This window comes from Streptomyces sp. NPDC006510 (genome assembly GCF_040611955.1).
Lineage (GTDB): Bacteria > Actinomycetota > Actinomycetes > Streptomycetales > Streptomycetaceae > Streptomyces.
This window is the reverse complement of the sequence record NZ_JBEXPH010000038.1, coordinates 1-26,353: the sequence shown is the minus strand read 5'-3', so window position 1 is coordinate 26,353 and position 26,353 is coordinate 1. Positions and strand designations below refer to the sequence as shown.

At 72.2% G+C, this 26,353-nt stretch carries 24 protein-coding genes and 2 pseudogenes; 8 read left to right on the top strand and 18 right to left on the bottom strand.

The genetic code is table 11. From position 1 onward, the window contains the following. Nucleotides 1-38: 38 nt before the first annotated feature. From ABZY11_RS14845 to ABZY11_RS14835, 3 genes are all read right to left on the bottom strand, one after another. The gene (locus ABZY11_RS14845) at nucleotides 39-782 is read right to left on the bottom strand and encodes a hypothetical protein (RefSeq protein WP_356479504.1); all 744 of its coding nucleotides are present in this window, start codon (nucleotides 780-782) and stop codon (nucleotides 39-41) included. A 100-nt stretch (nucleotides 783-882) separates the two neighbouring features. Further along, the gene (locus tag ABZY11_RS14840) at nucleotides 883-1,653 is read right to left on the bottom strand and encodes an HAD family hydrolase (protein WP_356479503.1); all 771 of its coding nucleotides are present in this window, start codon (nucleotides 1,651-1,653) and stop codon (nucleotides 883-885) included. Between the two features lie 94 nt (nucleotides 1,654-1,747). Further along, nucleotides 1,748-3,610 (bottom strand): glycoside hydrolase family 15 protein, encoded by a 1,863-nt coding sequence (locus ABZY11_RS14835; protein ID WP_356479531.1) that lies wholly within the window; start codon nucleotides 3,608-3,610, stop codon nucleotides 1,748-1,750. 215 nt (nucleotides 3,611-3,825) lie between these two features. Between ABZY11_RS14835 and ABZY11_RS14830 the strand changes: the two genes are divergently transcribed. From ABZY11_RS14830 to ABZY11_RS14820, 3 genes are all read left to right on the top strand, one after another. Continuing rightward, nucleotides 3,826-4,323, top strand: a complete 498-nt coding sequence (locus ABZY11_RS14830; protein ID WP_356479502.1) for a peptidylprolyl isomerase — start codon at nucleotides 3,826-3,828, stop codon at nucleotides 4,321-4,323. An 89-nt stretch (nucleotides 4,324-4,412) separates the two neighbouring features. Further along, the gene (locus ABZY11_RS14825; RefSeq protein WP_356479501.1) at nucleotides 4,413-4,676 is read left to right on the top strand and encodes a hypothetical protein; all 264 of its coding nucleotides are present in this window, start codon (nucleotides 4,413-4,415) and stop codon (nucleotides 4,674-4,676) included. Between the two features lie 31 nt (nucleotides 4,677-4,707). Then, the gene (locus ABZY11_RS14820) at nucleotides 4,708-5,448 is read left to right on the top strand and encodes a Clp protease N-terminal domain-containing protein (RefSeq protein ID WP_356479500.1); all 741 of its coding nucleotides are present in this window, start codon (nucleotides 4,708-4,710) and stop codon (nucleotides 5,446-5,448) included. Nucleotides 5,449-5,632: 184 nt separating this feature from the next. On the opposite strand, the pseudogene ABZY11_RS14815 reads toward ABZY11_RS14820, so the two are convergent. From ABZY11_RS14815 to ABZY11_RS14805, 3 genes and pseudogenes are all read right to left on the bottom strand, one after another. Then, nucleotides 5,633-6,261: pseudogene (locus ABZY11_RS14815) on the bottom strand (serine hydrolase domain-containing protein). Between the two features lie 100 nt (nucleotides 6,262-6,361). Continuing rightward, complete coding sequence (locus ABZY11_RS14810; RefSeq protein WP_356479499.1) at nucleotides 6,362-6,937, bottom strand: histidine phosphatase family protein; 576 nt, start codon at nucleotides 6,935-6,937, stop codon at nucleotides 6,362-6,364. Between the two features lie 235 nt (nucleotides 6,938-7,172). Further along, on the bottom strand, nucleotides 7,173-8,642 hold the full coding sequence (locus tag ABZY11_RS14805; RefSeq protein WP_356479498.1) for a PLP-dependent aminotransferase family protein: 1,470 nt from the start codon (nucleotides 8,640-8,642) through the stop codon (nucleotides 7,173-7,175). Between ABZY11_RS14805 and ABZY11_RS14800 the strand changes: the two genes are divergently transcribed. Then, nucleotides 8,641-9,639, top strand: a complete 999-nt coding sequence (locus ABZY11_RS14800; protein ID WP_356479497.1) for a DMT family transporter — start codon at nucleotides 8,641-8,643, stop codon at nucleotides 9,637-9,639. The genes ABZY11_RS14805 and ABZY11_RS14800 overlap by 2 nt on opposite strands. Before the next feature lie 89 nt (nucleotides 9,640-9,728). Beyond that, on the top strand, nucleotides 9,729-9,941 hold the full coding sequence (locus tag ABZY11_RS14795; protein ID WP_356479496.1) for a DUF1918 domain-containing protein: 213 nt from the start codon (nucleotides 9,729-9,731) through the stop codon (nucleotides 9,939-9,941). Between the two features lie 139 nt (nucleotides 9,942-10,080). On the opposite strand, the gene ABZY11_RS14790 is transcribed toward ABZY11_RS14795, so the two are convergent. Next, nucleotides 10,081-11,373 (bottom strand): family 10 glycosylhydrolase, encoded by a 1,293-nt coding sequence (locus tag ABZY11_RS14790; RefSeq protein ID WP_356479495.1) that lies wholly within the window; start codon nucleotides 11,371-11,373, stop codon nucleotides 10,081-10,083. A 187-nt stretch (nucleotides 11,374-11,560) separates the two neighbouring features. Between ABZY11_RS14790 and ABZY11_RS14785 the strand changes: the two genes are divergently transcribed. Then, complete coding sequence (locus tag ABZY11_RS14785; RefSeq protein ID WP_356479494.1) at nucleotides 11,561-12,421, top strand: 3-hydroxybutyryl-CoA dehydrogenase; 861 nt, start codon at nucleotides 11,561-11,563, stop codon at nucleotides 12,419-12,421. Nucleotides 12,422-12,567: 146 nt separating this feature from the next. Here the strand turns inward: ABZY11_RS14785 and ABZY11_RS14780 are convergent, their stop codons facing one another. From ABZY11_RS14780 to infC, 8 genes are all read right to left on the bottom strand, one after another. After that, entirely contained in the window at nucleotides 12,568-13,917 is a 1,350-nt protein-coding gene (locus tag ABZY11_RS14780; RefSeq protein WP_356479493.1) for a transcriptional regulator, read from the bottom strand. Between the two features lie 423 nt (nucleotides 13,918-14,340). Next, nucleotides 14,341-16,854, bottom strand: a complete 2,514-nt coding sequence (pheT, locus tag ABZY11_RS14775; protein ID WP_356479492.1) for a phenylalanine--tRNA ligase subunit beta — start codon at nucleotides 16,852-16,854, stop codon at nucleotides 14,341-14,343. Then, nucleotides 16,854-17,981 (bottom strand): phenylalanine--tRNA ligase subunit alpha, encoded by a 1,128-nt coding sequence (gene pheS / locus ABZY11_RS14770; RefSeq protein WP_356479491.1) that lies wholly within the window; start codon nucleotides 17,979-17,981, stop codon nucleotides 16,854-16,856. Before pheS ends, pheT begins: the two co-directional genes overlap by 1 nt. A gap of 145 nt (nucleotides 17,982-18,126) precedes the next feature. Continuing rightward, on the bottom strand, nucleotides 18,127-19,290 hold the full coding sequence (locus ABZY11_RS14765) for an ATP-binding protein (protein ID WP_356479490.1): 1,164 nt from the start codon (nucleotides 19,288-19,290) through the stop codon (nucleotides 18,127-18,129). An 89-nt stretch (nucleotides 19,291-19,379) separates the two neighbouring features. Next, nucleotides 19,380-20,210: an RNA methyltransferase gene (locus ABZY11_RS14760; RefSeq protein WP_356479489.1), complete on the bottom strand. Its 831-nt coding sequence runs from the start codon at nucleotides 20,208-20,210 to the stop codon at nucleotides 19,380-19,382. Nucleotides 20,211-20,335: 125 nt separating this feature from the next. Continuing rightward, entirely contained in the window at nucleotides 20,336-20,719 is a 384-nt protein-coding gene (rplT, locus tag ABZY11_RS14755; RefSeq protein ID WP_072484442.1) for a 50S ribosomal protein L20, read from the bottom strand. A 109-nt stretch (nucleotides 20,720-20,828) separates the two neighbouring features. Then, the gene (gene rpmI / locus ABZY11_RS14750; RefSeq protein WP_072484441.1) at nucleotides 20,829-21,023 is read right to left on the bottom strand and encodes a 50S ribosomal protein L35; all 195 of its coding nucleotides are present in this window, start codon (nucleotides 21,021-21,023) and stop codon (nucleotides 20,829-20,831) included. 120 nt (nucleotides 21,024-21,143) lie between these two features. Next, nucleotides 21,144-21,842 (bottom strand): translation initiation factor IF-3, encoded by a 699-nt coding sequence (gene infC / locus ABZY11_RS14745; RefSeq protein WP_356479488.1) that lies wholly within the window; start codon nucleotides 21,840-21,842, stop codon nucleotides 21,144-21,146. Between the two features lie 342 nt (nucleotides 21,843-22,184). Here infC and ABZY11_RS14740 point away from each other — a divergent pair, with 342 nt between their 5' ends. Continuing rightward, complete coding sequence (locus ABZY11_RS14740; RefSeq protein WP_356479487.1) at nucleotides 22,185-22,547, top strand: DUF1844 domain-containing protein; 363 nt, start codon at nucleotides 22,185-22,187, stop codon at nucleotides 22,545-22,547. Nucleotides 22,548-22,619: 72 nt separating this feature from the next. Here the strand turns inward: ABZY11_RS14740 and ABZY11_RS14735 are convergent, their stop codons facing one another. Beyond that, the gene (locus tag ABZY11_RS14735; RefSeq protein ID WP_356479486.1) at nucleotides 22,620-23,396 is read right to left on the bottom strand and encodes an SseB family protein; all 777 of its coding nucleotides are present in this window, start codon (nucleotides 23,394-23,396) and stop codon (nucleotides 22,620-22,622) included. Nucleotides 23,397-23,492: 96 nt separating this feature from the next. Here ABZY11_RS14735 and ABZY11_RS14730 point away from each other — a divergent pair. Then, nucleotides 23,493-24,242: pseudogene (locus ABZY11_RS14730) on the top strand (serine hydrolase); the annotation flags it as partial. Nucleotides 24,243-24,269: 27 nt separating this feature from the next. Here ABZY11_RS14730 and mycP read toward each other — a convergent pair. Beyond that, a complete protein-coding gene (mycP, locus tag ABZY11_RS14725; RefSeq protein ID WP_356479485.1) occupies nucleotides 24,270-25,457 on the bottom strand; it encodes a type VII secretion-associated serine protease mycosin in 1,188 nt (395 codons plus the stop codon). After that, entirely contained in the window at nucleotides 25,454-26,227 is a 774-nt protein-coding gene (locus tag ABZY11_RS14720; protein WP_356479530.1) for a hypothetical protein, read from the bottom strand. Before ABZY11_RS14720 ends, mycP begins: the two co-directional genes overlap by 4 nt. Nucleotides 26,228-26,353 lie beyond the last annotated feature (126 nt).

Below are 26,353 nucleotides of genomic sequence, written 5' to 3'. Positions count from 1 at the left end.
CCGTTCCGCCGGCCGGGCCCTGGGGTCTTTCGCTTGGATCAGGCCGGGCTGCCCGTGTCGATCAGCAGTTGGGCGCGGGCGGTCGCGAACAACCGCCGTTGCGCGGTGAGCTTCCCGGAGTCGGCGGCGGTGTCGAAGAGCAGCTGGTAGACCTGGCCCGCCCTGCCCGCGACGAAGGCCTCCACCCGCTTGCGGGGTTCGCTCTGGTGCGCATAGTGGTAGTCGATCTCCAGCCAGAGGGCGTCCCGGCCGTTCTGCCGGGTGGTGTGGGTGACGACCTCGATGTCGGCCATCGACGACTTGCCCGTGTCGCGGTACCAGGCGAGCTGCCCGGCGGAGGCCGCCTGGGCGGTCGCCCCGTACGACGTGTCCCGTTTGACGCTCATGTCATGGGCTCCGTCCGGGGAACTCCAGTTGCTCTGGATGTCGTTCTTCCGCTTCTGGACCCAGCCGTCCGGCAGGGCGAAGGCGGCCGTGAGTCCGGGTTCGTCGACGCGGTGCCAGCCCTCGGGCACGGCCGGCGGGGTGGGCCGGGAGGACGCCGTGGGTACGGTGCCGGGCTCGGCGGTCGCGGACGGGGAGACGGGCTCCGACGGAGTGGGCGTGGACGAGGCCGGGGTGCCCGCACCGTCGGCGATGGTCCGGTTGACCAGGGAACCACCGACGAACGGGACGCCGAACACCGCCAGCAGCAGACCGACGACAGCGGTGACCGCCGAGATCAGCGCCGCGATTTCCCCGATCCGCCGGTTCGATGACGTCCCGTCACCTGAACTGCTCAACTCCCTCTCCCCCCTGTGACCGGGCACCGGTTGCTGCCTCCGGAAACATTCAACCGGAGCAGCAGCGGCACCTACAGGCAGATGACCAAGGAGACTGGATTCAGGCCACGGGCGTCGCTGCGGCCAGCCGGGAAATCTCGGCGGCGACCGCACCCGGATCGGGGGCGACGGTGACGCGGGCGACGCTGTCCAGGCCCGGGTGGGCGCCGACGCGCACCGCGTGCCGCGCGTTGCGCAGCAGGTCGAGGTCGTTGATGTCGTTGCCGAAGGCGTTGTATTCGTCGATCCCCAGCGAGGTCAGAGCCTCCCACTTCGTCGTGGTGCCCGGGGCGAAGTCGATGATCGCCTCGTCGAGGTGGTGGTTGACCGTCATCCCGAGCGCGCGGCCGGCCTCGGCGAGGGCCGCCATGTCGGTTGCGTCGACGACAAGAAACTTCACGACCTCGGGAAGGTCGGCGAGCTCCACCCTGCGGGCGAGGTCTCCCTGGTCGACACGGCTGCGGATCGGGTGGTCGGTCGGTCCGGTGTAGGCGTAGTCCCAGGGACCGTCGGCGAGGTAGCCCGCCCGGTACCGCTCGGCCTCCGCCAGCAGCGCGCCGAGTTCGCCGCGGTCGAACGCGGCCCGCGCTCGGACGTGGCCACCGACGGAGACGAGGCTGCCGTTCCCGCCGATCAGCGTGGCGGAAGGGAAGGCCCCGTCGAGGACGGGCAGGAGATCGCGGACCGGCCGGGCGGAGGCGAAGACCAGTTGGTGGCCGGCGCGTTCGCAGGCACCGATTGCGGCGAGGATCCGGCCGTCGATGGACTGCCCGTCGAAGCAGAGCGTGCCGTCGATGTCGAAGACCGTGCTGCGGGCGCTGGAGGTGATCACCGTGCGAGGGTATCCAGCCGGTTTCGTACCCGATGCACCGCCCGCCGTGCGAGCGGCTCGGGCGGCACGTGTCGACGGGGCGCGCCTCCGGGCGCTAACCGAGTGCGCGGTCGAGGTTGAAGGCCGCGCTGATCAGGGCGAGGTGGGTGAACGCCTGCGGGAAGTTCCCGACCTGCTCCCCGGTGCGGCCGATCTCCTCCGCGTACAGGCCGAGGTGGTTGGCGTACGTGAGCATCTTCTCGAACGCGAGCCTGGCCTCGTCGAGCCGGCCGGCCCGGGTCAGCGCCTCGACGTACCAGAACGAACAGATCGAGAACGTGCCCTCGTCGCCGCGCAGGCCGTCCGGGCTGGCCTGCGGGTCGTAGCGGTAGACCAGCGAGTCGGACACCAGGTCCTCCCCCAGCGCGTCCAGCGTGGCGAGCCACTTCGGGTCGGTGGGAGAGATGAACTTCGCCAGCGGCATCATCAGCAGCGAGGCGTCGAGGACATGACCGCCCTCGTACTGGACGAAAGCGTTCCGCTCGGTGGACCAGCCATGGCTCATGATCCGGTGGTAGATCGCGTCGCGCGCCCGCCCCCACCGCACGATGTCGACGGGCAGCCCGCGGTGCTGCGCGAGCCGCATCGCGCGTTCGACGGCCACCCAGCACATCAGCCGCGAGTAGAGGTGTTTCTCGCCCGCGCCGCGGCTCTCCCAGACCCCCTGGTCGGGCTGGTCCCAGTGCTCGCACACCCAGTCGACCACCTCGCCGATGCTCTCCCAGTGCGCGCTGGAGATGGGCTGCCCCCACTTGTCGTAGAGGTACAGGGCGTCGATCAGCGCCCCGTAGATGTCCAGTTGCAGCTGGCCGACGGCGCCGTTGCCGACCCGTACGGGGGACGAGCCCCGGTAGCCCTCCAGGTGGGTCAGCCGGCGTTCGGGCAGTTCGCGGCGCCCGTCGATGCCGTACATGATCTGCAACGGGCCGGTGGAGCGGGGCGCTCCCGCCGCTTCGCCGTCCGCTGTCGCTTCGAGTTGGACGTGCTCGGAGAGGAAGCCCATGAACGCCTCGGCCTCGTCGGTGAAACCGAGTCTGAGCAGCGCGTACACGCAGAACGCGGCGTCGCGGATCCATACGTAGCGGTAGTCCCAGTTGCGTTCGCCACCGATGCGCTCGGGCAGGCTGGTGGTCGGTGCGGCGATGATCGCGCCGGTCGGGACGTAGGTGAGCAGCTTCAGGGTGAGGGCGGAGCGGTGGACCATCTCCCGCCAGCGGCCGCGGTACCTGGACCGGGAGAGCCAGCGCCGCCAGTACCCGACGGTGGCGTTGAACTGCTGTTCCGCCTCGGACAGCGGGCAGAAGCGGGGGGCCACGTCGCCGCCGATCCGGTCCAGGGCGAAGACGGCGGACTCGCCCTCGTGCAGTTTGAACAGCGACCACACGTCCGGTCCGGAGACCTCGACGGGCACGCTGGACGTCAGGGCGAGAGTGAGCGAGGGCGTCTCGAAGACCGCCTGGCCGTGCTGGGCCCGCACCGTGTGCGGACAGGTCCCGTACTCGAAGCGCGGGGCCACCCGGGCCCGGAACGGCAGCGATCCCCGTACGCACACCACGCGGCGGATCAGCCGGTGGCGGTCGGCCTCACGCGAGTCGTCGACGACGGGCATGAAGTCCTGGACCTCGCCGACACCGTCCTCCGCGAAGAAACGGGTGATCAGCACGTTGGTGTCGGGGAAGTAGAACTGTTTGGTGCGGGTGGGGGCGTCGGCGGCCAGTTCGAAGGAGCCGCCCCGGTCGGCGTCGAGGATCGAGGCGAAGACGCTGGGCGCGTCGAAGCGCGGGCAGCAGTACCAGTCGATGGTGCCCCGGGTGTCCACCAGCGCCGCACTGCGCAGATCGCCGATCAGGCCGTGATCGGCGACGGGCGGGTAGCGGACGGCACCGGCGCCCGGGAAACCGCCGGGAACCTGCGGCATCCCGGCACCCGCCTCGGGCTCCACCATCACGTCGGACCTCCTCGGACAGCCCCTCTACCAGGCTAGATCCTCCGTCTGGATCGGGCCGGGCGGAGGGCCGGGCCGACGGGCCGGACCCGATCCGTACGTCGCGGTACGGTGCCGGCGACCGGGCACGATAGGGCCCGGGGCCTCCCGATTGTCGACACCGCGCACGTCGATGTCAGGATGGTCCTATGACGAGCAAGGTTTATTTCGACATCACCATCGACGACAAGCCCGCAGGGCGGATCACGTTCAAGCTGTTCGACGACGTCGTCCCCAAGACGGCGGAGAACTTCCGGGCGCTGGCGACCGGCGAGAAGGGCTTCGGTTACAAGGGGTCGTCCTTCCACCGGGTCATCCCCGACTTCATGCTGCAGGGCGGCGACTTCACCCGCGGCGACGGCACGGGCGGCCAGAGCATCTACGGCGCCAAGTTCGCCGACGAGAACTTCAAGCTCACGCACTCCAAGCCGGGCCTGCTGTCCATGGCCAACAGCGGCCCGAACTCCAACGGCTCGCAGTTCTTCATCACGACGATCGTGACGTCGTGGCTGGACGGCAAGCACGTGGTGTTCGGCGAGGTCGACGACCAGGAGAGCATGGACCTGGTCAAGAAGATCGAGTCCCTCGGCTCGCAGAGCGGCCGCACCCAGGCGAAGATCACCATCGCGGACAGCGGCACCCTCTGACCCGCGCACCGAAACGCTGAACGAACGCGCCCCCGACGGCCTCTGTCGGGGGCGCGCTCCGTTCCCGGCCCGCTCGGTACGGTGACGGGATGGGGAACGTCTTCGGCGGCGGGGGCCGTCGCTTGTACCTGTCCAACGGCGGCACGGAAGTCTTCGTCGATGTGCTGATGCTGGCCGTGTCCGGCCTCGCCGACACCGTCTGGGAGCACCGCTTCGCCACCCTGCTGTCCCAGCAGGACCAGAGCGTCATGGGGTGCGGGGTGGTCGGCTTCGATCTGGAGGACATCGAATGGGGCCGCTCCCCGCAGGAACGGACCCCGGCGCCGGTCGATGCACTGTCAACTGATGGTTGACACCTCTCCACTGTCAACTTAAGGTTGACACATGGAGAATCCCGTAGGCATGAGCCATCCCGTACGCCTCGACGACCTGATCGAGGCCATCAAGAAGGTGCACACCGACGCCCTCGACCAGCTCTCCGACGCCGTCATCGCCGCGGACCACCTCGGTGACGTGGCCGACCATCTGATCGGGCACTTCGTGGACCAGGCCCGACGCTCGGGCGCCTCCTGGACGGAGATCGGCAAGAGCATGGGGGTGACCAGGCAGGCGGCCCAGAAACGGTTCGTCGCCAAGGACCCGGGCGAGATCTCGGATCTCGACCCCAGCCAGGGCTTCAGCCGCTTCACCGAGCGGGCCAGGAACGTCGTGATGGCCGCGCAGAACGAGGCCCGCGCGGCGCGCAACGACGAGGTTCGCACCGAGCACCTGGTGCTGGGGCTGCTCGGCGAGCCGGAGGGGCTGGCCGCCGCGTTCATCAAGGCCCAGGGCGTCAGCGCGGAGGACATCCGCCGGGCCGCGACCGAGGCGCTGCCCGGCCCGGCCGAAGAGGTGCCGGACCTCATCCCGTACGACGCCGGGGCCCGCAAGGCACTGGAGCTGACGTTCCGGGAGGCGCTGCGGATGGGCCACAACTACATCGGAACCGAGCACATCCTGCTCGCCCTGCTGGAGCAGGAGGACGGCGCGGGCGTACTGACCGGCCTCGGTATCGACAAGGCGACCGCCGAGACGGGCATCACCGAGGCCCTCACCCTCATCACCACCTCACTCAAGGAGAAGTGAGCGACCCACCCCACCCCTGGGCACGCCGGTGAAGCGGTGCGCCCGGGGGCGTGGGCATCCGGGTGCCTGGACATCCGGGCATCCGGACATCCGGGCATCCGGGCATCCGGGCATCCGGGCATCCGGGCATCCGGGACGCGGCTCACTCCTCCGCGCCGCCGGTTCCGCCCCGCCCCCGCCCCTGTCACAGCGCCCCGTACACCGCCTCGACCAGGGCCATCTTGCGTGGGTCGTCCGAGATCCGCGGGCCCATCCGGTTCATCACGTACCCGAGGGCGAGGTCGGCCTCGGGGTCGGCGAGGCCGCAGGAGCCGCCGGCGCCGTCATGGCCGAGGGCCCGCGGGTTGGGCCCGTACGAACCCTCCGGGCCACTCGTCCAGAGCCCGAGGGCGATCTCCGTGTCATGGCCGATGCCCGCGCCGAGCACCAGGTCCCGGCAGGCCCCCTGCCCCTCGCGGACACGTTCGGCGGCCGCCTCGGAGAGGACCTGGCGGCCTCCTTGCCCGCCGCGGCGAATTCCGGCCAGTACGCGGCAACCGGTGCGTCGAGGTCCAACAGGCCCCGATCGGCGAGGGCATGGGCACACAGGGCGGTCGGGCCCTTGGTCGTGGACCAGACGTTGACCAGCGTCTTCCGTTCGCAGGGGCGGGTGCGGGCACCGTCGGCCCAGCCGCCCCAGAGGTCGACCACCGGCTCCTTGGCGATCAGCACGGTGACGGCCGCGCCCAGTTCCCCGCGCTGCCGGAAATTTTCTTCGAACGCGGCCCGTACCGCGGAGAATCGGTCGTCGCAATGGCCGTGGATCTGCGGCACGGTGGCCTCCCTCGCCCGGACCTGCCTGTCGGATGTGGTGGACCCGCAACGTACCGACCGGTCGGACCGACGGGAAGGCCCCGCCCGGCGGGGCGGCCGGTCAGCGGACTCCCGCTTCGAGCCGGAGGCTCCAGCGGCCCGGCACACCGGTGAGGGTGACCGTGGAGAGCGGTCCGACATCGACGCTCCAGTACGTCGACGGCGGGGCCTTGAGCGCGTAGACGAGCGCGGCCCGGACCACCGCGGGTTCGGCGACGGCGACGATGGCCCCGTCGCACACGGGACGGGTGTCCAGCCAGCCCCCTATCCGCGAGATGAACGCGAGCAGGGGTTCCCCGCCGTGCGGGGCGGAGCGCGGGTCCGCGAGCCAGGCGTCGACCGCCGCCGGTTCACACGCCGTGACGTCGGCGAGGGTGCACCCGCGCCAGCGGCCCATGTCGCAGTCGCGCAGGGCCGGTTGGACGAGCGGGGCGAAGCCGAGCGCGTCACCGGTGGCACGGCTGCGCGGGGTCGGCGAGCAGTAGCGCAACTCGGCGGCGCCCAGGGGCATCAGGGCGTGCGCGGCGAGCCGTACCTCGTGCCAGCCCGTCTGGTCGAGCGGCCGGTCGTCGTCGAAGCGCTCGGCGAGCAGCGCGGCGCCCCGCGCCGCGGCGACGAGCGAGACTCGAAAAGTCATGGCGGTGATCGTGGAGCCGAACGCCACGCCGGTCAAGAGGGCCTGCGCGGGCCCGCCGGGCCCGGCCCGTCTGCCGGCACGCCCGGCACCTCGGGCCCTCCGATGGCTTGAACTCGCCACTTCCATAAGCGAGTTGTGAGCATCTGACCCGGATCGGAACTCTCGGACGCCCCGCCCCGTGTCGGGGCTCCCGGACCGCCAGGGCCCGCCCGGCGGAGCACCGCCGGGGTCTCCGTCAGCGCCGAGGACCGTCCCCGCAACCGGGCAGGACCTCGTCGCAGGCGGCGCGCAGACGGCGGACGCCCTCGGCGATCTCGGCCGCCCCGGCGACCGCCGCGAAGCTCAACCGGATGTGCGGGGACGGGGGTTCCGCGCAGAAGTACGGGCGGCCGGGCGCGATGGCGACGCCCGCGCGCAGGGCCGCCGCGACCACCGCGGACTCGTCCGTGCCCGCCTCCGCCTCGGGCAGCCGCAGCCACAGGCTGCCGCCGCCCGCGGGGAGGTGCGGGAGCGTCAGGCCGGGCAGTTCCAGGCTCAGGGCCGTCGTCATGGCGGAGCGCCGGTCACGCAGTCCGGCGGACACGGAACGCAGGTGGTGACCCCAGGCCGGGGAGCCGACGAGTTCGAGCGCGGCCTCCTGGAGCGGCCGGGGAACGAAGAAGCTGTCGACGATCTGGATGGCCCGCAGCCGGCCCAGCACCGGCCCGCGGGCGGCGAGCGCGCCCACCCGCAGGCTCGGCGAGGCGATCTTGGTGAGGGAGCGGACATGGACGACCACACCGTCCGGGTCGTCCGCGGCCAGGGGTGCGGGCTGCGGCCCGGCGTCGTCGTGGACCAGCCGGCGCGCGAAGTCGTCCTCGATGACGAACGCGCCCGCCGCGCGGGCGATCCGGACGACCTCGGCGCGCCGTCCAGGGGCGAGGACCGCGCCGGTCGGGTTCTGGAAGAGCGGCTGGCAGACGAAGACGCGGGCCCCGGTGGCCCGGAACGCCGCGTCGAGCAGCTCCGGTCGTACGCCGTCGGCGTCGACGGGCACCGGCACGGGCCGCAGTCCGGCGGCGCGGGCGACGGCCAGCATGCCGGGGTAGGTGGGTGACTCGACCAGCACCGGGGCGCCGGGCGGGGCGAGGGCGCGCAGCGCCGCGGCCAGGGCGCTCTGGCCGCCCGCGGTGATCAGCACGTCGGCGGCGGTGACCGCGGGCCCGATCTCCCTGGCGAACCAGGCCCGCAGCTCGGTCAGGCCGTCGGTGGGCGGCCGACCCCAGGCGCCGGGGCGACGGCCCGCCCTGGCGAGGGCGGCGGCGAGCGCCCGCTCCGGCTGGAGGGAGGGGTGGAGGTAGCCGCCGTTCAACTCGATGACCCCGGGCGGCGGTGCGGCAAGCGTGACCAGGACCCCGGAGGCGTCGACGGTGCGCGGCACCGCCTCGGGTCCGCCGTCGCCACTGAGGGAGACCTCCTGCCAGGAGGTGTCCCCCGCCGGGGGAACCTCGGTACGGGGCTGCGCCCGGAAGGCACCGGAGCCGGGCCTGGTGACCACGAGGCCCTCGGCGACGAGCTGGGCGATGGCCCGGGAGACGGTGACGGGACTGACCCGGAAGCGCTCCACGAGATCCCGACTGGACGGCAGCTTTCCACCGGGTGAGTAGCGATTCAGCTCGCTCCGAAGAGATCTGGCGAGGTCGGCGACACTGCTACGCTCTGACATGAGAGTCAAGAATAGCGCTATCGACAATCGCACGATAGCGGTTGAGCCGTCGGGCGATATCCATACCGGCCGCGGAGCCGACGGCCCGGCCGACCGCGGGACGGGCCGCGCCACCGGCCGCGAGGCGAACCGCGGCGGCGTCGTTCTCGCCGGGCTCGGTGTCCTCGCCTTCTCGCTGACCTTTCCTTCCACGGCCTGGGGCCTGGAGAGCTTCGGCCCGTGGTCGCTGGTGGCGCTGCGCAGCCTGCTCGCCGCGGTGATCGCGGGCAGCATGCTGCTCCTGGGACGCGTCGCGATACCGGACCGCCGGCACTGGGCCGGGCTCGTCGTCGTCGCCGCGGGTGTGGTGATCGGCTTCCCGCTGCTGACCACGCTGGCGCTGCAGACCTCGACGACCTCTCACGCGGCCGTGGTCGTGGGGCTGCTGCCGCTGACCACCGCGGTGTTCTCCTCGCTGCGGACGGGGACGCGGCCGCCCCGCGCCTTCTGGATCGCGGCGCTGGCGGGCGCGGCCGTGGTGATCGCGTTCACCGTGCAGCAGAGCGGGGGCGAGCTGTCCGGCGGTGATCTGTACCTGTTCGGCGCCCTACTGGTGTGCGCGGCGGGGTACACGGAGGGGGGCAGGCTGGCCCGGGTCATGCCGGGCTGGCAGGTGGTCGGCTGGGCGCTGGTCCTGTGCCTGCCGCTCGCGGTGGCGGGGGCCGCGGTCGCGTTGCCGGCCGAGTCGGTGCGGCTGACCGCGCACGGGGTGATCGGTCTGGTCTGGGTGGCGGCGGTTTCGACCTTCCTCGGTCTGTACGTCTGGTACCGCGGGATGGCGGAGATCGGCGTGCCCCGGGCCAGCCAGCTCCAGCTCGCGCAGCCCTTGCTGACCCTGGTGTGGTCGTTCTTCCTGCTCGGCGAGACGGTCTCGGCGGCGGCGCCGGTAGCCGCGCTCGCGGTGCTCGTCTGCATCGCGGCCACCCAGCGGGCGGGGCGCGCCCGGAGCCCGCGGTGAGCGGCCCGCACTCCCTCCCACCGGGCGAAACCGGCTTTCGGACATAGACTTGTCGACATGGACCGCCACCCGTGAGGAGGTCAGTCCCGATGGAGGCACACCCGGGCGACCGGCTGCTGACACACGGTAGGACCGTGGGGCAGCGCGACAGGGTCGCAGAGATCGTCGAAGTGCTCGGGGCCGGGGGCACTCCCCCGTACCGCGTCCGCTTCGAGGACGGACACGAACACCTGATATCACCCGGTCCCGACAGCGTCGTACAGCACATCGACCCCCGGAAGCAGGCCCCGGAGACCCGGTAGCGGCCTCCGGCGGTCGGCGCTGCTCTTCGCCCCCGGGCCGCGGGCGGGCCGGCCCGTTCCGGGCAGCCCGCCCCGGGGCCCGTCCGGTCCTGATCCGCCGGACAGGCCCCACTCCGATGCGCCCACTCCGCTCCTGCTGTCAGCGGGGTGGGCGCACCCTGCTGCGGTAGTGGTCGCCGACCACCCGGGCCATCGCCCCGATCCGGTCCCTGACCACGTCCTTCCCGGAGAAGTAGACGTGTCCGCGCACCTGGTCGTAGTCGGCGGCGAAGTCGATGTGCCGGGAGAGCTCGGCCGGGTCCTGCCAGGCGGCGGGCTGGGCGGGGTCACCGGCCTTGTAGAGCGCCTCGCCCACGAACAGATCGACGCCCGTGCCGCGTACCGTCTCGGCCCACCAGGGCAGCAGCTTGGCGTAGTCGGCGGCGGCGAAGCCGATGTTCCAGTAGATCTGCGGGCAGATGTAGTCGATCCAGCCCTTCCGGACCCAGCCCCGGGTGTCGGCGTGCAGATCGTCGTAGGTCTGCACGCCGGCCCTGGTGTCGGAGCCGAGCGGGTCGGTCGCGGCGTTGCGCCACACACCGAACGGGCTGATCCCGAACTGGACGTTCTTCTTGATCTTCTTGATCCGCTCGGCGGTCTCGCGCACGAGCTTGTCGGTGTTGTCGCGCCGCCACGCGGCCTTGTCCGGGAAACCCGCGCCGTACTTGGCGTACGTCGCGTCGTCGTCGAAGACCTGCCCGGCCACCGGGTACGGATAGAAGTAGTCGTCCCAGTGCACGGCGTCGATGTCGTAGCGGCGGACCGCGTCGAGCATCGCGTCCTGGACGAAGCGGCGGACCTCCGGAATTCCCGGGTTGTAGTAGAGCTTCCCGCCGTACGGCAGGACCCAGTCGGGGTGCAGCCTGGCCGGGTGGCCGGCGGCCAGCCGGGACGGGTCGGTGTGGTTGGCGACCCGGTACGGGTTGAACCAGGCGTGCAGTTCCAGGCCGCGGCGGTGCGCCTCCTGGACCGCGGTGCCCAGCGGGTCCCAGCCGGGGTCCTTGCCCTGGACGCCGGTGAGGTACTGGGCCCACGGTTCATAGGGCGAGGGCCACAGCGCATCGGCGGTCGGCCGGACCTGGAGGATCACGGTGTTCAGCCGCCGGGCCACGGCCTCGTCGAGGTACGCGATCAGCTCGGCCCGCTGCGCGGCCGCGGTCAGGCCGGGCGCCGAGGGCCAGTCCAGATTGGCGACGGTGGCGACCCACATGCCGCGCAGCTCACGCCGTGCGACATGGCGGGCGCCCGCGCGCGCCGGGGCGCCGGCCGGCTCGGCACCGGTCCGCCGGAGCGGATCCGCGACGGCGTCACCGGCCGTGGTGACGGTGCTCACCACCCCCGCGACCACTCCGGCCGCACCCGCCACAAAGCTCCTTCGGGCCATTTGCCGCATTTCACTGCACCTTCCGTCTCTCTGTCCGCGTCAGCCACCCCGATATCCGGGCGCAACGCAGAGCATGCCCGCCCCGGCCCACGATGACCCGTAGGCCGCGGAGTAACGTCGGGGGGTCGGGGCGGGCACCGGAATCAGACGGGAACCTGCGACACAGAACAGCGAAAGGCACGAGGTGACGGACTCTATGGCCGACATTGCACGCGTCGGGGTGGTGGGCTGTGGCCAAATGGGCGCGGGGATCGCGGAGGTGTGCGCCCGCAGCGGTCTTGAGGTCATGGTGGCCGAGACCACCGGCGAGGCGTTGGAGATCGGCCGCACCCGGCTGCACAACTCCCTCTCGAAGGCCGCCGAGCGCGGCAAGATCACTGCCGAGGAGCGCGACGAGACACTCGCCCGGCTGAGCTTCACCACGGACCTGGGCGAGTTCGCCGACCGCGATCTCGTCATCGAGGCCGTCGTGGAGAACGAGCAGGTCAAGACCGAGATCTTCCAGGTGCTCGACCAGGTGGTGACCCGGCAGGACGCGATCCTCGCCTCGAACACCTCCTCCATCCCGCTGGTGAAGCTGGCCGTGGCGACCTCCCGCCCGGACCAGGTCATCGGTATCCACTTCTTCAACCCGGCCCCGGTGCAGCGGCTCGTCGAGCTGATCCCCGCGCTGACGACGTCCGACGAGACGGTGAAGCGCGCCGAGGCCCTGGTGCAGGACGTGCTCGGCAAGCACCCGATCCGAGCCCAGGACCGCTCCGGCTTCGTCGTCAACGCGCTGCTGATTCCGTATCTGCTCTCCGCGATCCGGATGTTCGAGTCGGGGATCGCCAGCCGTGAGGACATCGACAACGGCATGGAGCTCGGCTGCGCCCATCCCATGGGCCCGCTCAAGCTCTCCGACCTGATCGGTCTCGACACGGTGGCCTCGGTCGCCGACTCGATGTACGCGGAGTTCAAGGAGCCGCTGTACGCCGCTCCCCCGCTGCTCCAGCGCATGGTCGACGCGGGCAGGCTCGGCCGCAAGACCGGCTCGGGCTTCTACCCGTACTCCTGATCCTTCCTTCGTGCCCGTACGGGGCCGGCCGGGGCGATCCTCCGGCCGGCCCCGTTCGCGGTTTCGCGGCGCCTCGCACCGGCCGCGCGCGATGGAGCGTCATCAGCGGTGACAGCGGGAACGCACCGGTGCCCGCGGGTGGGCGCTCACAGCGGTACGCGCAGCGCTCCGTCGATCAGTTCGGCGGCCCGCCCCGCGTCGGCGCAACCGCTCGCCGCCAGATCCTCGCGCACGGCACGCAGCCGGTCGCGCAGCCGCCGCGACTCCATGCCCCTGGCCCGCTCCGCCATCTCCACGGCCGTGGCCGCCGCCCGGTCCGCCTCGCCCTGACGCAGCTCGATATGGGTCAGTATGGCCAGCCGGTGCACCCGGCCCCGGTCGTGCGCCGGGATCCGTACGGCCTTCGCCGCGTGTTCCCTGGCCCCCGGCAGATCGCCGATGCCGAGCAGGGCCTCGGCCACCTGCACATCGACCAGGCCCGGCTGGACGTACCCCGTCTCGTCCGGTTCCTGGCCCGGCGTGATGCGCCCGGCCTCCGACTCCGCGCGCCGGATGCACTCCCGGGCGCCGCCCGCGTCGCCGAGGCGGGCGTACGCCTTGGCCTGCATCGCGTACAGGTCGGCGGCGAGCGCGGGGCTGATGTGTCCTCCGGCGGCCCGCAGCGCCGCCTGGGCGAAGGCCACGGACTGCCGGTACTCGGCGAGGAACAGCGACTGGTTGACCAGCAGGGCGATCACATAGCCGCCGAACCCCCGGTCCCCGCTCGCCTTGGCCAGCCGCAGCGCCTGGTGGAAGTAGCGCTGGGCGAGCCCGTGCGCGTCGGAGTCGTACGCGCAGATCCCCGCGACCGCCACCAGACCGCCCGCCGCCCGGTGCAGCCGGCGGCCCATCGCATCGCTGCAGCCGCCGCGCAGCAGCGGGGCGGTCTCGGCGTTGAGGAAGCCGACGATGCGGGATCGGGTCGCGATTCCGCCTGCCCGGCGGTACATCAGTTCGTAGTGGGTACGCGCCGCGCGCAGAGTCACTATGTCGGCCATGCGGACGCGGGTCGGTCCGTCCCGCGAGACATCGGTGTCCTCCGGCGGGTTCTCCCACTCCCAGACGGGCATCACCGCCGTGGTGCCCGTGACGGCGGCCGGGACGAGGGCCTGCGAACGCTGTGCCTCGTCGGAGCGCCACAGCGCGGTGGCCCGCTCGACGAAGCCGGTGAGCGAGGAGCCGGGCACGGGCGAGCCGGTGCCCGGGGCCGCCATGCCGATGTCGTCCAGCGAGACGGGCCGGCTCAGCCGGTTCCCGAGCACTTCACAGATCAGGTCGGGCACCTGGCCGCGCGGACGCTGCCCCTTCAGCCAGCGGGCCACCGCGGTGTGTTCGTACCGCAGGCACAGTCCGCGGGAGCGGCCGGCCCGGTTGATGTGCGCGGCGAGACCCGCCCGGGAGACGCCCGCCTCCTCGATCAGGGCAGCCAGCAGAATATTGGGCTCCGTTGCCCCCATGTGCCCCTCCGGTGGTTCGGCACGCCGAGGCGTGTCGGTCCAGTGGAGCACGATTCACACGGGGTGTGAACGCAATGCCCGAACCGTCCCGCTGCGCACCCTGTTGCGCCGGTGTGCGGATCGGTTGAATCAGTCGTCTCGCAAGAAGCGGACGGGTCGTCTGCTCCCCCTCGTACAGTACGACGACCCGCACCCGCGCCGTCCGTTCTGCCGACCTGCCCGACCCTCCGTGGCAGCGCGGACGGCGCTGGATCGCACGACCCACTGCCCACGGATCGGAGGGTGGCTGCGGGGTCGGCTCGGAACCGGGTTCCCCCCGGGCCGCGCCGGGTCCCGGGTGCGGTCCTCGCCGCTCGGCGAGCATGCAGGAGGGGCGCACCCGGTCACCGGATGCGCCCCTCCTCGCCGTGTCGGCGCGCGACGCTACGCGCCCCGCAGCATCGCGCCCGTCCGCTCGGCGGCGAGGGCCACCGCCGCGTCGCGCGCGGCCGTCGCCTCGTCCACGGTCAGCGTGCGGTCCGCCGCGCGGAAGCGCAGCGCGTACGCCAGGGACTTGCGGCCCGCACCGATCTGCTCACCGGTGAAGACGTCGAACAGCCGCACCGATTCGAGCAGTTCGCCGGCGCCTTCGCGCAGCGCCCGCTCCACGTCGGCGGCCGGGACGTTCTCCGCGACGATCAGCGCGACGTCCTGGGTCGCCACCGGGAAGGCGGAGATCCGGGGCGCCTGGAGCGCGCCGTCGACGGCCTGTTCCAGGACGTCGAGCTCGACCTCCATGGCGCAGGTGCGCTCGGGCAGGTGGAGGTCCTTGACGACCCGCGGGTGCAGCTCACCGGCGTGTCCGAAAAGGGTCTCCTCGCCGTTCACCGTGACGTACAGCGCGGCGCAGCGGCCCGGGTGCCACGGCGCGTGCCGGTCGCTCCGAACGGTCACCTCGACTCCGGCCTCACGGGCGATCGTGCGGGCGGCCTCGATGGAGTCCGCCCAGTCGGCCGGGCGGCCCTTGCCCCACCAGCCGGCCTGCTCGCGGGCGCCCGCGCGGACGACCGCGGCGCGGCGCGGCTGGCGCGGCAGCGCGGCGTCGAGCGAGGCGATCTCCTCGTCGGTGGGACGCCGGTCGACGGGCAGCCTCACGGGCTTCGCCTCCTGACCGGTGGGCCGGAAGACCAGGCCGGTCTCGAAGAGCGCGAGGTCGTGGCTGCCGCGGCCGTCGTTGCGCCGCAGTGCGCCGAGCAGGCCCGGCAGCAGCGTGGTGCGCAGCGCCGGCTCCTCGTCGGAGAGCGGGTTGACGAGCTGGACCGTACGGCGGCGGGCGTCGTCGGCGTCGAGCCCGAGCTGATCGAGGACGGCGTCGCCGATGAACGGGTAGTTCAGCGCCTCGACGTAGCCGGCTCCGGCGAGCGCCCGGCCGACCCTGCGGTACAGCCGCTGGCGGTCGGTGAGCCCGCGGCCGGAGGGCGGGGTCGGGAGGGTGGACGGGAGGTTCTCGTAACCCTCCAGCCGGATGACCTCTTCGGCGAGGTCGTTCGGCTCGCTGAGGTCCGGGCGCCAGGACGGCACGGTGACGATCAGCTCGTCCTGCCCGTAGACGTCGCAGCCGACCTCCTGGAGGCGGCGTACGACGGTCTCGCGGCCGTAGTCGACACCGGCCACCCGGTCGGGGTGGTTGGCGGGCATCGCGATGGTGCGGGGCGCGGACGGCGCGCTGACCTCGGTGACCCCGGCCTCGGCGGTGCCGCCGGCGAGCAGCACCAGCAGGTCGACGGTGCGCTGTGCGGCGGCCGCGGCGGCCTGCGGGTCGGCGCCGCGCTCGAAGCGCTTGGACGCCTCGGAGGACAGCTTGTGGCGGCGGGCGGTCCGGGCGATCGAGATCGCGTCGAAGTGCGCGGCCTCGATGACGACCTCGGTGGTGCTGTGCTCACCCTCCTGGACATCCGCGATCTCGGTGTTGGCACCGCCCATGACGCCCGCGAGGCCGATCGGCCCGCGGTTGTCGGTGATGACCAGGTCCTCGGCGTCCAGGACGCGGACCGTGCCGTCGAGGGTGGTGAGCTTCTCGCCCTGCTGGGCGCGGCGCACCCCGATCGGCCCGTCGATGCGGGTGCGGTCGTAGGCGTGCAGCGGCTGGCCGAGTTCCAGCATCACGTAGTTGGTGATGTCGACGGCGAGCGAGATCGGACGCATCCCGGCCTTCTGCAGCCGGCGCTGCAGCCAGATCGGGGAACGGACCTCGGGCTGGAGGCCGACGACGGTGCGCGCGGTGAATTTGTCGCAGCCGATCGGGTCGGCGACCTTGACCGGGTAGCCGTACGCGTTCGGCGCGGGCACGTCCAGCAGCGCCGGGTCGCGCAGCGGCAGCCCGTACGCGATGGCGGTCTCGCGGGCCACCCCGCGCATGGAGAGGCAGTAGCCGCGGTCCGGCGTGACGGCGATGTCGAGGACCTCGTCGACGAGCTGGAGCAGCTCGATCGCGTCGGTGCCGACCTCGTGCTCCGGCGGCAGCACGATGATGCCGTGCGTGCCGTCGTCACCCATGCCGAGCTCGTCGGTGGAGCAGATCATGCCGTGCGAGGTCCTGCCGTACGTCTTGCGTGCGGCGATCGCGAAGTCACCCGGCAGCACGGCGCCCGGGAGGACCACGACGACCTTGTCGCCGACGGCGAAGTTACGGGCGCCGCAGACGATCTCCTGCGGCTCGCCGGTGCCGTTGGCGTTGCCGACGTCGACCGTGCAGAAGCGGATGGGCTTCTTGAAGCCCTCCAGCTCCTCGATGGTCAGTACCTGTCCGACGACCAGCGGGCCCTTGAGGCCGGCGCCGATCTGCTCGACGGTCTCGACCTCCAGACCCACGGCGACGAGCTTGGCCTGTACGTCACGGCCGGTCTCGGTCGCCGGCAGGTCGACGTACTCCCGCAGCCAGGAAAGCGGGACGCGCATCAGATCTCCATCCCGAACGGCCGGGTGAACCGGACGTCACCCTCGACCATGTCTCGCATGTCATCTACGTTGTGGCGGAACATCAGCATCCGTTCGATGCCGAACCCGAAGGCGAATCCGCTGTACTTCTGGGGGTCGACGCCGCAGGCGATGAGCACCCTGGGGTTGACCATGCCGCAGCCGCCGAGCTCGATCCAGCCCTCGCTGCCGCAAGTACGGCAGGGGCGGTCCGGGTTGCCGACGGACGCGCCGCGGCAGACGTAGCAGACCATGTCCATCTCGGCGGACGGCTCGGTGAACGGGAAGAAGTTCGGCCGGAGCCGGGTCTTCATGTCCGGGCCGAAGAGCGCCTGGACCATGTGGTCGAGGGTGCCCTTGAGGTCGGCCATGGTGAGGCCCTCGTCGACGGCCAGCAGCTCGATCTGGTGAAAGACCGGGGTGTGCGTCGCGTCGAGCTCGTCGGTGCGGTAGACGCGGCCGGGGCAGACCACGTAGACGGGCGGCTCCCGGTCGAGCAGGGAGCGGGCCTGGACCGGCGAGGTGTGGGTACGCAGCACGACACCGGACTCGTCGGTCCTGGCACCGTCGGGGCCCTGGACGAAGAAGGTGTCCTGCATCTGCCGGGCCGGGTGGTCGGGCACGAAGTTCAGGGCGTCGAAGTTGAACCACTCCGCCTCGGCCTCGGGGCCCTCGGCGACCTCGTAGCCCATGGCCACGAAGACGTCCGCGACGCGCTCCATGATGGTCGTCAGCGGGTGGCGGGCGCCGGCCGGGGTGCGGTCGTAGGGCAGCGTGACATCCACCGCCTCCTCGACCAGCACGCGGGCGTCCCGCTCGGCCTCCAGCTCCGCCTGACGGGCGGCGAGGGCCTTGGAGACGGCGCCGCGGGCCTGTCCCACGCGCTTGCCGGCCTCGGCCTTGGCCTGCGGCGGCAGTGCGCCGATCTCGCGGTTGGCGAGCGACAGCGGCGAGGTACCCCCGGTGTGCGCGGTCTTCGCCTGGGCGAGCGCGTCGAGGTCACCGGCGGCGGCGAAGGCGGCGAACGCCTCGTCCCGCATGCGCTCGATCTCTTCCGGTTTCAGTGCCTCGACCTCGACTGGGTCGTACGACTTGTTCGGTGCCGACATCTCTTCCCGTGCTTCCGATTGGCTGATACTGCGCTTACCGGGGAATGCCCCGGACCCCCATGGCCCCGATCGACGACTGGAGGACGCAAAGGTGCCAAAGGTCGAGTCTAAGGGCCACAGGATGTGTGGGAGGCCCGTGGGCCGCTCAGACCAGGTAGGCCGGCGCGCTCACGGGCAGGATAAATCGGAACTCCGCGCCGCCGCCGGGGCCGCGGCCGACCGTGATCGTGCCGCCGTGCGCCTCGACGATGCCCTTGACGATGTAGAGGCCCAGCCCCGTACCACCGCGCTTGCTTCCCCGCCAGAAGCGGGTGAAGACACGGCCCATCGACTCCTCGGGGATGCCGGGGCCTTCGTCGCTCACGGTGACGGCCGTTCCCTTCTCGTCGCTCTTCGCGGGTGCGGGTGCGACTTCAATGGTGACGGTTCCCTCGCCGTGGCGCACCGCGTTTTCCAGCAGGTTGCCGAGCACCTGGTCGACCTTGTCCGGGTCGGCCCAGACCGCGGGCAGCGGCTGGCAGGTGCGGACCAGGAAGCGGTCGGGGGTCTGGCCGCTCGCGGTGAGGGCCTGGATGTGGCGTTCGACGGCGGCGGAGAGGTCCACGGGCTGGCGTCGCAGCTCCAGGCGTCCGGAGTCGATCCTGGAGATGTCGAGCAGCTCGGCGATGAGCCGGGTGACACGGCCCGCGTCGGCGTCGACCGTCTCCAGCATCAGGCGCTTCTGGTCGTCGGTGAACCGTTCCCACTTGGCGAGGAGGGTCGCGGTGAAGCCCTTGACGGAGGTCAGCGGGGAGCGCAGCTCATGGGCGACCGTGGCGATCAGCTCGGCGTGGCTGCGTTCGTTGCGGCGGCGGGCCTCGGTGCCGCGCAGCGAGATCACCACCCGGCGCACCGGGCCGGTGGGGTGCTCACGCACATAACGGGCGGATACCAGGACCTCCCGGCCGCCGGGCAGCAGCAGATTGCGTTCGGGCTGGCCGACCCGGGTGGCGAGGCCGCCGTAGGGATCGGTCAGGGCCCACCAGCGGCGGCCCTTGAGGTCCTCCAGCGGCAGTGCGTGCTCCAGGGAGCGGCCGAGGGCGGCGGCCCGGGGCACCGCGGTGATCCGGGCGGCGGCGGAGTTGAAGCAGATGATCCGGCCGGTCTCGTCGGCGACCACCAGGCCGTCGGGCAGGTCGTCGGCGTCGACACCCGGGTCCAGGGCTCCGGCCTCCCGGCTCCCGTCCGGTTCACCGGCCGTACCAGGGGATTCGCAGGCGCGCAGAACGACCGCATGTGTCTCGCGCGGCCTGCTCGTGCCGACAGCCATATCCCGTACCCCACCTCTCGAACCGGTGCAGTGGGCCCCCGAGTTCGCCACCCTACTAGTCGTCGGTGACGCGGCGACACCCTGCGGTGTCACCGCGGGCGCTGGGCCCTCGCGGAGGCGTACAGGCAGACGGCCGCCGCCGTCGCGAGGTTGAGGCTCTCCGCCTTGCCGTGGATGGGTACCCGCACCACGGCGTCGGCCAGCGCCCGGGTCTCCTCCGGCAGACCCCAGGCCTCGTTGCCGAAGACCCAGGCGGTCGGACCGCCCATGGTGCCCGCGTCGAGCTCGTCGTCGAGGTCGTCGTCGCCCGCGCCGTCGGCGGCGAGGATCCGTACGCCCGCCTCCCGCAGCCCCCGCACCGCCTGCTCGACCGGGACGCCGACGGCGACCGGCAGGTGGAAGAGCGAGCCGACCGAGGCCCGGACGGACTTGGGGTTGTAGAGGTCCACCGAGGCGTCGGTGAGCACCACGGCGTCGGCACCCGCCGCGTCGGCGCAGCGCAGCACCGTACCGGCGTTCCCGGGGTCGCGTACGTGGGCGAGGACGGCGACCAGTTTCGGCTTCGCGGCGAGGATCGCGTCGAACGGGGAGTCGAGGAAGCGGCAGACGCCGATCAGGCCCTGCGGGGTGACGGTCTGCGACACATCGGCGAGCACATCGCCGTCGGCGAGGTGCACCCGGGCGCCGGCCGCGTGGGCGGCGGCGACGATGTCGGCGTACCGCTCGGCCGCCTCGACGGTGGCGAACAGTTCGATCAGGGTCGGCTCGCCGTCGCTGCCGCGGTGCTCGGCGGCCTCGCGCACGGCCTGCGGCCCCTCGGCGATGAACCTGCGCTCCTTGCCGCGGAAGTTGCGCTTGGCCAGCCGCCGGGCGGCGGTGACGCGCGGCGATCGCGGGGAGATCAGTTCGGGGGTGCCCATGGTCGGCGGCGAGCCTCTCTGCGTACGGAGGTGACGGACGTACGGAACATGTCGTGCAACGCACCGGACCCGCAGACGGCGAGCGCCTGCGGGTCCGGCTCAGAAGACAGGAAGTGCGACCTGGATCAGGCGGCCTTCGGGGCGTTGACGTCGCTCGGGAGGGCCTTCTGGGCAACCTCGACGAGGGCGGCGAACGCGTTGCTGTCGTTGACCGCGAGCTCGGCCAGGATCTTGCGGTCCACCTCGATGTTGGCGGCCTTCAGACCCTGGATGAGGCGGTTGTACGTCATGCCGTTCTGGCGGGCAGCGGCGTTGATGCGCTGGATCCACAGCTGACGGAAGTCGCCCTTGCGCTTCTTGCGGTCGTTGTAGTTGTAGACGAGGGAGTGGGTGACCTGCTCCTTCGCCTTGCGGTACAGGCGGGAGCGCTGGCCGCGGTAACCGCTGGCCTGCTCGAGGATTGCCCGGCGCTTCTTGTGAGCGTTTACTGCCCGCTTGACGCGTGCCACTTTTTGACTCCTTGTAGCGGGGCCGTGGTTGGACTCACACGGCCCGGAAACGAATTGGTCCCGGTCTCAGTCGAGTTCGCCGCCCACGGGTTCACCGCGGGCCGCGGACTCACTTGCCGAGAAGCTTCTTGATCTTCTTGGCGTCGGACGGAGCCACTACGACCGTGCCGGTCAGCGAGCGGGTCTTCTTGGACGACTTGTGCTCAAGAAGGTGGCGCTTGCCTGCGCGCTCACGGAGCACCTTGCCGGAGCCGGTGATCTTGAAGCGCTTGCTGGCACCGCTGTGCGTCTTGTTCTTCGGCATCGCGCCGTTCTCTCCTCGTCAGTGGCGCCCCTCGCGGTGCAGGCACCGGACAGCAGGGGCGTCAGATCTTGGTGGGAATTCCGGGGGGACCCGGGGCCGCCTGGATGGCAGCCCCTGAGGTCACGCCTCGGAAGGTGTCTCGGCCGGAGCCTCGGACTGCGCTTCGGCAGCCCCGTCCGCGGCCTCGGCGTCGGGGGTGGAACCCTGACGCCCCGCCTTGCGGGCGGCCTGGGCCTCGCGGGCCTCGGCCATGGCTTCGGTCTTCTTCTTGTGCGGGCCCAGAACCATGATCATGTTCCGGCCGTCCTGCTTCGGGTTGGACTCGATGAAGCCGAGTTCCTCCACGTCCGAAGCCAGACGCTGGAGCAGTCGGAAGCCCAGCTCAGGGCGGGACTGCTCACGACCACGGAACATGATCGTGATCTTGACCTTGTCGCCCTGCTTGAGGAACCGGACGACGTGACCCTTCTTGGTGTCATAGTCGTGCGGGTCGATCTTCGGCCGGAGCTTCATCTCCTTGATGACCGTGTGCGCCTGGTTCTTGCGCGCCTCACGGGCCTTCATGGCCGACTCGTACTTGAACTTCCCGTAGTCCATGAGCTTGCACACGGGCGGACGGGCGGTCGCCGCCACCTCGACCAGGTCGAGGTCGTACTCCTGTGCGAGTTCCAGGGCCTTGGCAAGCGGAACAATCCCGACCTGCTCGCCGCTGGGACCGACAAGTCGCACCTCGGGAACGCGAATCCGGTCGTTGATGCGGGGCTCGGCGCTGATGGATCCTCCTCGGTAGCACCACGCGGCCGCCTGGCGGACAGCCACGTAACGTCTGTTTCGTGAGACCAACCGCACCAGTGCAATAAAAATGCCCCGGACGGGACACAGGCGGGGCTCCTGGAACAACCGGAACCGCCGCGGTCAACCGCGGGGCGCATCGGGCGGTCCCATCGTCCGTACGGAACGATGGTCACCGCCTGACCGGATGACCCGCCACCCTGAAGGGCAGCCAGGTGGGAGATCGGAGCCTCCACTTGTGGGCCGGGCACATAGCTGCCCAGCCGGTCGTTACACAAGGCTAGCAGCTCCCCCGGGCGTACGCTAACCAGCTCTCGCCCACCGCTCCCGCGGACGGGACGGCATCGGTGTGGGCCTATCGTATGGCGCATGAGTGACGCGACCCCCACCAGTGCTTCCCCCGGCTTCGACGACATGGCCCGCGACATCGCGGAGGTGCCCGCGGTCGAGGTGATCGTGACGGTCGCGGTCAATCTGATGAGCGCCGCCGCCGTGAAGCTCGGGCTGACCGAGGACGGCGACGAGCACAAGGACCTCGACGAGGCCCGCAAGCTGGTGCACGCGCTGGCCGGCCTGCTGGACGCCAGCGCCACCGAGATCAGCTCCTTCCACGCGGCCCCGCTGCGGGACGGCCTGAAGTCGCTGCAGCTCGCGTTCCGTGAGGCGTCGCTGGTACCGGACGAGCCAGGTCAGGGCCCCGGCGAGAAGTACACCGGCCCCGTCTTCGGCTGAGCCCCTCCCTGTTCCCACGAGTGAGCCCCCCTGCCCGCCCCGGGCAGGGGGGCTCACCCCGTGGTGCCGCGATCAGCGCGTGAACAGCGGCTCGCCCGGCGTAACGGCGTCGCCCGGCAGCAGCGCCAGGTCGAGGCCGCGCACCAGACGGGCGCGCAGGACCTCGTCGGCCGCCAGCGCTTCCGCTACCCGGCGGGCCGCTTCGGCGGGGTCCGCTCCGGGGGCAAGGACGAGGGCGAGGGTGCCGTCGGCCCGGCCGGGGCCGAGGTGGGCCCGGAGCACCGCGGGCTCGGCGGCGACCGCGTCGCGTACCGCCGAGGTGACGGCGGGGTCGTCCAGCGGGTCGGCGCTGGTGCGGCCCTCGGCGAGGGCGAGCAGCGCGGAACCGGTCAGCTCGAACGCGACCGGGCCGGCGAGATCGAGGACGACCGTGTCCGCCTTCTCGTGCGCGGCGGCCTGCAGCGCCTGGTGCAGGGGTACGGCGACGGGGCGTGCCTTCGGGTCCCAGCGGGCCAGCGAGGCGGTCGAGGTGAAGGCGGGCAGGGCCCGGCGGTCCCCCGCCTGGAGGGTGGGGACGGCCATGTCGCTGGTCTTCTCGCGACGCAGCCCGCCCGCCCGTCGCCCACCACCACCCTTGCCGGACGCTTCGCGGCTCGCCTCGTCGTCCTCCTCCAGCTCCCCCAGCACGGCGACGACCGGGACCAGGAGCCGGGTGCCCTTGAGGGCTTCGAGTACCGGGCCGATGGCCTTGCGGTCCTCGGCCCAGGCGGCCAGTGCCGCGGTCAGTGCCGGGTCGGCCGTGCCGTCGTCGTCGGAGTATCCAGGGTCCGGAATGTTCTTCTGCGCCACAGGGCGAGCCTAGTGCCTGGGCTTTTCCGTCCCGCCGACAGGTCGGGACCGGCCGGTCCTCGCGGCCCGGACCCGGCCGGGTCCGTATCGTCCGTACTGGCCGCCGGCACCGCTCGGGGTCCGGCGACGAGGAGTGAGGAGCCGACGGTGGATCTCGACGCGGCGCTGGCCGCGGCGGTGGAGCCGCTGCCGGCCGGTGCGGGTGAGGTGCGGGTGTCCGCCGCCGCGCTGGACACCGGGAGCGGGGCGCGGGCGGTCTACGGGGACGGCTCGTTCGACACCGCCAGCACCGTCAAGGTCGACATGGTCGCGGCGCTGCTGCTCATCGCCCAGGACGAGCGGCGCGCCCTCACCGCCGTCGAGCACGACCGGGCCACCGCCGCGATCGAGCGGAGCGACAACGCCTGTGCCACCGCACTGCTGCGGGCGATCGGCGGCCCGGCGGCGCTCGACGCGGCCAATGCGCGCCTGGGCCTGACCGGGACGACCGCGGCGCACCCATGGGGGCTGACCCGGACCACGGCGGCGGACCGGCTGACGCTGCTGCGGGCGGTGTTCGGCACGGAGTCGGAGCTGAGCGAGGAGTCCCGTGCGTATCTGCGGGGGCTGATGGGGCGGGTGGAGGCCGGTCAGCGGTGGGGGGTGTCGGCGGCGGGCAGCGGCTGGGCGCTGAAGAACGGCTGGATGCCGCGGACGACGACCGGGCTGTGGGACATCAACAGCGTCGGCCGGGTCCGGGCCGACGGGTGTACCTGTCTGCTGGCGGTGCTCTCGGACGGGCAACGGACGAAGGAGTCCGGGATCGCGCTGGTCGAGGCGGTGGCGAAGGCGGCGGTGGGGGTGCTCGGCACCGCGCGGCGGCCGGGGCCGCTTTCAGCCCCGTACTGCGGCCGGACCGCGGCCCCGGCCGCGCCAGAGCACCACGGCCAGGGCCAGCAGAACCGCTCCGAGACCGCCCGCGCCGGCTGCGAGCCAGCCCGCGGCGCTGCTCTCGTGGTGCTCGGGGGTGGGGCCGGGGCCGAAGTACCGCTTCCGGTAGCCGGTCTCGGCGGAATCGGCGCGCAGACCGGCGGGGCGGAGCGCGGCTCCGGCCTCTATCGCCGCGGCGGGGTCGACGATGCCGTACCCCCGGGCGTCGTCACGGCCGGACGCCGGGGCGCTGCGGGCCGTGTCGGTGAGGAGCTTCTTGATCTGGGCGGGCGTCAGTTCCGGGTGCGCGGCGCGGACCAGCGCGACCGCGCCGGAGACGAACGCGGAGGCGGCGGAGGTGCCCCACTCCACGTAGTACTGGCGGTCGGGCGCGGCGACGACGATGTCGACCCCGGGTGCGCTGACGGTGGCGTACCAGCGACGAGTGGAGAACGCGGCGTGGGTGCCGTACCGGTCGACGGCGGCGACCGCGATGACGCCGGGGTAGGCGGCGGGGTACGAGATGTGGTCGCCCTTCTCGCCGCCGTTGCCCGCGGAGGCGACGACCACGGCCCCCTTCTTCAACGCGTACTGGACGGCGGCGTCCTCGCCCGGCTCGGGGTGCGCGGACTTGCTGTCGTCGCCGAGCGAGAGGTTGATGACGTCGGCGCCGTGGTCGGCAGCCCAGCGGATGCCGTCGGCGAGGGCCGTGCCGCGTGATTCCCGGGCCTTGGCGCGGGCCGGGTCGGAGGCTTCGAGGATCACCCGGACCGGCAGGATCTTCGCCTCGGGCGCGATGCCGAGCACGCCGTCGTCGCGTCCCGTGCCATGGCCGTGACCTGCGATGATGCCCGCCATCGCGGTGCCGTGGCGGGCCCAGGAGCGGTCGCCGCGGCGGGCGCCGAAACCGATCATGTCCTTGCCGGGCAGTACTTGGCCGGCCAGATCGGGAAGGCTGCCGTCGACCCCGGTGTCGACGACGGCGACGGTGATTCCCCTGCCCTTGGTGGTCCGCCACGCCTGGTCGGTGTGGAGGGCCTGGAGGCCCCACTGCTGGTCCCGGATGGCGTCGGCCCGGGCCGGTGCCGTGGGCAGGAGCGCGAACGCGGTGGCGGCGCAGACCGCGCCCAGGGCACGGCGGCGGCGGCTCATTCCGGCTTCTCCGTGAGGTCGTTGACGGTCCGGCGCAGGCCGCGCTCGATCCGGTCGGCCAGGCCCTTGGCCTCGTGGCCGAGCCCGGCCTGGGCGGCGGCCGTCGTGGCGTCCGCGGCCATGGCCTTGTCGACGGGCTGCGGGTCGGTGACGGTACGCCCGTCGGCGAAGCCGGACACGGCGAACACGACGACGGGCACCTCGGTCAGTACGTGGACGGTCCAGCTGGCGCGCTGCCGGTCGCCGAATCCGGCGGCGACCGTGCCCTTGACCGGGTAGGTGCGGGGCAACAGGTCGGTGCGCCGGCCGAGGTGCTGGGCGGTGAAGCGGTTGCTCAGCGCCTTCATCGCCGCAGCGTCGCCCTCGGTGAAGATCACCCCGACCGTGGTGACGCTGCTGCTGGTGGCATCGGTGTAGGTGGCGCGGAGCAGGCGCTCGCAGCCGACCGGGCCGAGTGTCCGGGCCAGCAGCGGGTCCAGGGCCGCCCGGCAGCCGCTGTCCGGGGCGACGGCGATCCGGGTCCAGACCCGGTCGGCGCCGCCGGGGCCCGCTCCCTCACCGGTCAGGGTGCGGGGGAAGAGGGTGTCCACGGGAACGCTGTGCCAGGCGGAGCGGCCCACGGTGTAGGCGCTGTGGGCGGCGGCATCGGCCGAGGAGTCGCTGGTGAGCCAGGCGCCGGTGGCCGCGCCGCCGATCAGTCCGAGCCCGAGCACGACACAGGCCGCGGCTGTCGCGGTCCTGCCGGGGTGCCGGGTACGGATCGGGCGCAGCCGGGTGGTGGTCTCGGCGGGCGTCTCGGGGCGGGGAGCGGGATACGGCTGCCGGTAGGTGTGCGGGACGTGGGCCGGCCCGGTCGGGGGCGTGGACCACACCCCGCGCCCGGGCGCCTCCACGCC

Coding starts and splice junctions, on each gene's coding strand:
- ABZY11_RS14820 (WP_356479500.1), top strand. CDS start 4,708: ATGGAGAATCCCGTAGGCATGAGCCATCCCGTACGCCTCGACGACCTG.
- ABZY11_RS14790 (WP_356479495.1), bottom strand. CDS start 11,373: ATGCGGCAAATGGCCCGAAGGAGCTTTGTGGCGGGTGCGGCCGGAGTG.
- ABZY11_RS14835 (WP_356479531.1), bottom strand. CDS start 3,610: ATGCCGCAGGTTCCCGGCGGTTTCCCGGGCGCCGGTGCCGTCCGCTAC.
- ABZY11_RS14805 (WP_356479498.1), bottom strand. CDS start 8,642: ATGTCAGAGCGTAGCAGTGTCGCCGACCTCGCCAGATCTCTTCGGAGC.
- ABZY11_RS14765 (WP_356479490.1), bottom strand. CDS start 19,290: ATGGCTGTCGGCACGAGCAGGCCGCGCGAGACACATGCGGTCGTTCTG.
- ABZY11_RS14795 (WP_356479496.1), top strand. CDS start 9,729: ATGGAGGCACACCCGGGCGACCGGCTGCTGACACACGGTAGGACCGTG.
- rpmI (WP_072484441.1), bottom strand. CDS start 21,023: ATGCCGAAGAACAAGACGCACAGCGGTGCCAGCAAGCGCTTCAAGATC.
- ABZY11_RS14785 (WP_356479494.1), top strand. CDS start 11,561: ATGGCCGACATTGCACGCGTCGGGGTGGTGGGCTGTGGCCAAATGGGC.
- ABZY11_RS14810 (WP_356479499.1), bottom strand. CDS start 6,937: ATGACTTTTCGAGTCTCGCTCGTCGCCGCGGCGCGGGGCGCCGCGCTG.
- ABZY11_RS14825 (WP_356479501.1), top strand. CDS start 4,413: ATGGGGAACGTCTTCGGCGGCGGGGGCCGTCGCTTGTACCTGTCCAAC.
- pheT (WP_356479492.1), bottom strand. CDS start 16,854: ATGCGCGTCCCGCTTTCCTGGCTGCGGGAGTACGTCGACCTGCCGGCG.
- ABZY11_RS14760 (WP_356479489.1), bottom strand. CDS start 20,210: ATGGGCACCCCCGAACTGATCTCCCCGCGATCGCCGCGCGTCACCGCC.
- ABZY11_RS14740 (WP_356479487.1), top strand. CDS start 22,185: ATGAGTGACGCGACCCCCACCAGTGCTTCCCCCGGCTTCGACGACATG.
- ABZY11_RS14780 (WP_356479493.1), bottom strand. CDS start 13,917: ATGGGGGCAACGGAGCCCAATATTCTGCTGGCTGCCCTGATCGAGGAG.
- ABZY11_RS14800 (WP_356479497.1), top strand. CDS start 8,641: ATGAGAGTCAAGAATAGCGCTATCGACAATCGCACGATAGCGGTTGAG.
- pheS (WP_356479491.1), bottom strand. CDS start 17,981: ATGTCGGCACCGAACAAGTCGTACGACCCAGTCGAGGTCGAGGCACTG.
- ABZY11_RS14830 (WP_356479502.1), top strand. CDS start 3,826: ATGACGAGCAAGGTTTATTTCGACATCACCATCGACGACAAGCCCGCA.
- mycP (WP_356479485.1), bottom strand. CDS start 25,457: ATGAGCCGCCGCCGCCGTGCCCTGGGCGCGGTCTGCGCCGCCACCGCG.